Here is a 5,106-nt window from a genome sequence, read left to right on the forward strand (position 1 = left end):
GCCCGCGACCTCCGGGCTGACTCCGCAGCAATTTCTCGACCGGGCGGACGCGGCGCGCCGGCTGGCCGACGTTCACCGACACCGTCGGTTCCGACGGGGGTCACGAGTGCGTGGCTGGATGCGGACGGACGCCCTGTCGTCACGGTGGCGGACGGACCGTCCCACGCCGACGTGGCCGACGCCGCGTCGGCCAGCGGTTTCGGGATCGATGCCGCGCCCATCGAGATCCCGCCGGCAGTGTTCGACGCCGTCCAGCCGCTGGTGGACCTTCTCCCGTTCGATCTGTCACCGACCGCAGGCCCGATTCGCGCGAGTTCGTATCTGGGCGGCGACAGCTTTCTCGCGGGTACACCGGCCGGCCTCGGTCAGCGCTGCTCACTCGGGTTCAATGCCGTCGACCCGACGCACGGATCGGTCAACATCACTGCGGGCCACTGCAATCCGAGTACCACCGATACCGGTTCAGCGGCAGTGACGGGCGCGTACCCGATGTTCGGCAGTCTCGTGGGCTCGAAATTCGGAACCTTCTACCGAACCAGCCAGTCGCGCAACGATTACGCCTTGATCGACATCGACGATGCCAACGTCGCCGAATTCGAGAGCAACGCCGTCCGAGTCCCCGGAGCAGCCCCACTGCACGTCACCGGGACAGTGGATCCGATCGTGGGCGCTCCGGTCTGCAAATCCGGATCCCGAACCGGATTCAGTTGCGGCACCATTCTTTCCACGGACCAACACGTCGTGCTGGGCGACAATGTCCCGGACCGTAGATTCTCCACCTCCATCTGCGCGCTGCGCGGCGACAGCGGCGGCCCCGTCGTCAGCGGCACCCTCGCCGTCGGGATCGCCAGTGCATCGAACGTGGGCGATCAGCCTCCTGCGAGGTCGCGACCGTCGTCAGCATGCTGCAGGGTCAGCGGCCCGAGCTGTTCGCCACCCCCATCAACGACGTACTCGCCGAGAACCCCGGTCTGACCATCCGTACGTCGTAGGCGTCCACTCGGACAAATACACCCACGCTCCGTATGATCCGACGAGTCCATCGCTGCGAGGCGCATTGTCGCGTCCTGCGTTTTCCGATCCAGTACCGAGGCGGACCTCCACATGATCGAAATACTCTCTCTCGGCTTCTCGATACTCAGCGACGGGTACACGATCGTCACCGAGGGCATCAAGCTCGCCACCATTCACGGAGCCTGAAGGTTTCGAAAGAAGCGTGGCCCGCACTCTCGTCGAGAGTGCGGGCCCCGCTTGGTGCAGAAGCTGAAGGCTAGTTGGCGTACACCGTGGTGCCGGGTGCCGCGTTCAGCGTGTTGATCAAGTCGATGCCCGCAACAACGAGAGTGGGTCCGCCTGCCGTGATGGTTCCGGCAAGCGCTCCGATCGGTGCACCGACGAGGGCACCACCGATGCAGGTGAGTACGGCGACCGGAATTCCGACGACCGTCAGCGCGGGCGGCGTTCCACCGATGATGCAACCGACGCCAGCGCCGATGATGGTGCCGGTCACGCTCCCGACAGCAGATGCGATAGCGAGCTGAGATGAGAAGTTCTGCTGCGCCTTGAGGTTCTCCTCGGGCGAGGCGACGGTACTCACCGCAGGCAAGTCACTGGAACGCAGCGAAGCCTGGCTGAGATCGAGGTTCGGAACCAAACGCAGGGTCTTGCCGTTGTCGTCGATGTTCTGCTCGTACGGGAAGTTGAGTCCGCCGAGGTTGAACGACAGGGGAAGCGTCACGAGGGTGTTGTCGGCGGCGTCGAGGACGTCGACCGTCTTGCCGTCGTCGGCGACCTTGAAGACACCTGCGTCGATGGTGGTGACGATCGTGCGATCTTCGAGATCGACGGTGTAGTTGGTGTCACCGGGGGCCGTCTCATCGGCGGGCTGGGCATACGCGGTTCCGCTGGCCAGGCCCATCGCGACTGCGACGAGGGCCGACGTGACGACCAGTTTGCTGAGTTTCATGTGGAGTTCAGTTCCGTTTCTGTGCATTGAGTGCTTGGCAGTACCGCTAGGCAACCGTCAAACGCAAAGTCACCCCGATGACGCGTCTGCGACTTGTGGTGCGCTCCGGAATTGTAGCGTACGAATCGGACCGGTCGTTGTCCTTTTGCAACCGGTCTGCCGCCTGTCAGTTACCCACTGTCACAAACATTTTGGATATTCGCAGCACAGCGGCTCGAGTCACGTCATGCTGGGGTCGGAGATGTCGATCGTTCGAACGATCGAGGAACACCGGGCGCGTGATCCCACCGGCCACAGGTGGATCTTGCGCGACATACGGCCGCGCGCAGGGAGTAGGTAAGGACTGCCTTCTCGACAACACCTCGACGGCCTACGCATACGGTGATCTGCGAGACAACCTACTGACGAGTTAAGCCCGCCCGTCGGACGGCCTCATTTCAGCACCCACCAGCATCGCTTCGCCCAGCGATGCTAAGTTACCCGTCAGTACGACGAAGTTGCTACCGGCGAGTAACTTAGACCGTAGTCCAGCTCGACGGGCTGAACCCGCGGTAGCCCTCCAGCTGCCACCTGAACGAAAGGCCGCGACATGAATGCCGTGACGCTCTCATTCGGCTTCGTAGGTGCCGTGATCAGCATCTACTGCTGGTACATCTTTGTTCGCGGTGCCCTGAGGATGGTCGGAATCGTTCGGCTGGGTCAGCCCGCCCCCGATCGCTGGCGGCCGATCGTGCCCCGCTTCAAACAGATGGTGATCGAGTTCGTCGCTCACACCAAGATGGTCAAGTTTCGGACCGTCGGCTGGGCGCACTGGCTGGTGATGTTCGGCTTCTTGGGCGGCGCGGTCGTGGCCATGGAAGCGAACATCCAAACGTTCAACCCCGAGGGCCACTGGCCTGTCTTCGGCGACTGGGCCGTCTATCACCTGATGGACGAGGTTCTCGGCCTCGGAACTGTGATCGGGATCGTCGTCCTGATTGTGATCCGGCAGCTCAACCACCCTCGCAATCCTGATAGCCAGTCACGCTTCGCCGGCTCCAACTTCAAGGCCGCATACTTCGTCGAAGCCATCGTGCTCATCGAGGGTCTTGGCATGATCCTCGTCAAGGCCGGCAAGATCGCAACCTACGGACATGCGAACCCGTACACCGACTTCTTCACCATGCAGGTCGCCAAGCTATTGCCAGCGAGCCCCGAGATGGTGTCGGCGTTTGCGTTCGTCAAACTGATGTCGGCGATGGTGTGGCTGTATGTGGTCGGAAGCAGGATCAACTGGGGTGTCGCGTGGCACCGCTTCACCGCGTTCCCCAACATCTACTTCAAGCGCATGGATGACGGCACCGTCGCTCTCGGCCCGGCCAAGCCGATGATGTCCGGCGGCAAGGTCCTCGAGATGGAAGAGGCCGACCCCGACGTCGACGCGTTCGGCGCAGGCAAGATCGAAGACTTCAGCTGGAAGGGCTGGCTCGACTTCACCACCTGCACCGAGTGCGGCCGCTGCCAGTCGCAGTGCCCCGCCTGGAACACCGGCAAGCCCCTCTCCCCCAAGCTGCTGATCATGTCGCTGCGTGACCACAGCCACGCCAAGGCCCCGTACCTGCTGGCCGGCGGCAAGAAGGACATGGCAGGCGACGAGGTCGGACTCGTCGACGCCGAAGGCAACGTCGACCAGAAGGCGCTCGACGCCATCCCGCAGAACGCTCGTGACGAGGCCGATCGCAAGCTCGTCGCCGACGCCATCGAGGGCGGCATCATCGATCCCGAGGTGCTGTGGAGCTGCACCACCTGCGGTGCCTGCGTCGAGCAGTGCCCGGTTGACATCGAGCACGTCGACCACATCATCGACATGCGCCGCTACCAGGTGCTCATCGAATCGGAGTTCCCGTCCGAGCTCGCAGGTCTGTTCAAGAACCTCGAGAACAAGGGCAACCCGTGGGGTCAGAACTCCAAGGACCGTCTCAACTGGATCAACGAGATGGACTTCGACATCCCGGTCTTCGGCCAGGACGCCGATTCGTTCCAGGACTACGAGTACCTCTTCTGGGTCGGCTGCGCCGGTGCCTACGAGGACCGCGCGAAGAAGACCACCAAAGCCGTCGCCGAGCTGCTCGCCACCGCAGGCGTGAAGTTCATGGTGCTCGGCGCGGACGAGACCTGCACCGGCGACTCCGCTCGCCGCGCAGGCAACGAGTTCCTGTTCCAGCAGCTCGCCATGCAGAACATCGAGACGCTGAACAACGTCTTCGAGGGTGTCGAGCAGAACAAGCGCAAGATCGTCGTCACCTGCGCCCACTGCTTCAACGCACTCGGCAACGAGTACCCGCAGGTCGGCGGTGACTACGAGGTGGTCCACCACACGCAGCTGCTCAACCGCCTCGTGCGGCAGAAGAAGCTGATCCCGGTGGCCTCGGTCAGCCAGGACATCACCTACCACGACCCGTGCTACCTGGGCCGTCACAACAAGGTGTACGACGCCCCGCGTGAGCTCATGGCCGCGTCGGGCTCCAATCTCAAGGAGATGCCGCGCCACGGTGAGCGGTCCATGTGCTGTGGTGCCGGTGGCGCACGCATGTGGATGGAAGAGAACATCGGCAAGCGCATCAACATCGACCGGGTCGACGAGGCACTGGCGACCAACCCGAAGAAGATCGCCACGGGTTGCCCGTTCTGCCGAGTGATGCTCACCGACGGTGTCACCGCACGTCAGGAAGGCGGCGCACACGAGGGCGTCGAGGTCGTCGACGTCGCGCAGCTGATGCTCGAGTCGATCACCCGCGTCGAGTCCTCGGTGCTGGCCGAGAACATCAAGGTCATCCCCCGCGAGCGCACTCCCGAGGAGAAGCTGGCGACCGAGAACGCCGCCGAGGTCGAAGAGGCCGAACGCATCGCACCCGTCGAGGAGCCGGCCGAGGCGAAGTCCGCTCCGGCAGCTCCGGCTCCCAAGGCCGGCGGCGGACTGAAGATGAAGGGTCTGGCCAAGGCTCCGGGAGCCAAGGCACCCGGTTCCGCTGCACCGGCCGACAGTGCCGACAGTGCCGACGCTGAACCCGCCGCCAAGCCCAAGGGCCTCGGCATGGCCGGGGGCAAGGCACCCGGCGGCAAGGGCCTGCAGATGAAGGGGCAAGGCACCCGGCGCGAAG

At 63.9% G+C, this 5,106-nt stretch carries 3 protein-coding genes; 2 read left to right on the plus strand and 1 reads right to left on the minus strand.

All coding sequences use genetic code 11. The annotated features are described in order from the left end of the window. The coding region (locus RHBS_RS24150; RefSeq protein WP_128646629.1) for a S1 family peptidase at positions 1-975 on the plus strand (975 nt) is incomplete at its 5' end. A gap of 295 nt (positions 976-1,270) precedes the next feature. On the opposite strand, the gene RHBS_RS24155 is transcribed toward RHBS_RS24150, so the two are convergent. Beyond that, on the minus strand, positions 1,271-1,966 hold the full coding sequence (locus RHBS_RS24155; protein ID WP_128646631.1) for an ammonium transporter: 696 nt from the start codon (positions 1,964-1,966) through the stop codon (positions 1,271-1,273). Positions 1,967-2,555: 589 nt separating this feature from the next. Between RHBS_RS24155 and RHBS_RS24160 the strand changes: the two genes are divergently transcribed. Then, on the plus strand, positions 2,556-5,106 hold a 2,551-nt coding region (locus RHBS_RS24160), incomplete at its 3' end, for a (Fe-S)-binding protein (protein WP_145977585.1).

The organism is Rhodococcus sp. BS-15, from assembly GCF_000813105.1.
Lineage (GTDB): Bacteria > Actinomycetota > Actinomycetes > Mycobacteriales > Mycobacteriaceae > Rhodococcoides.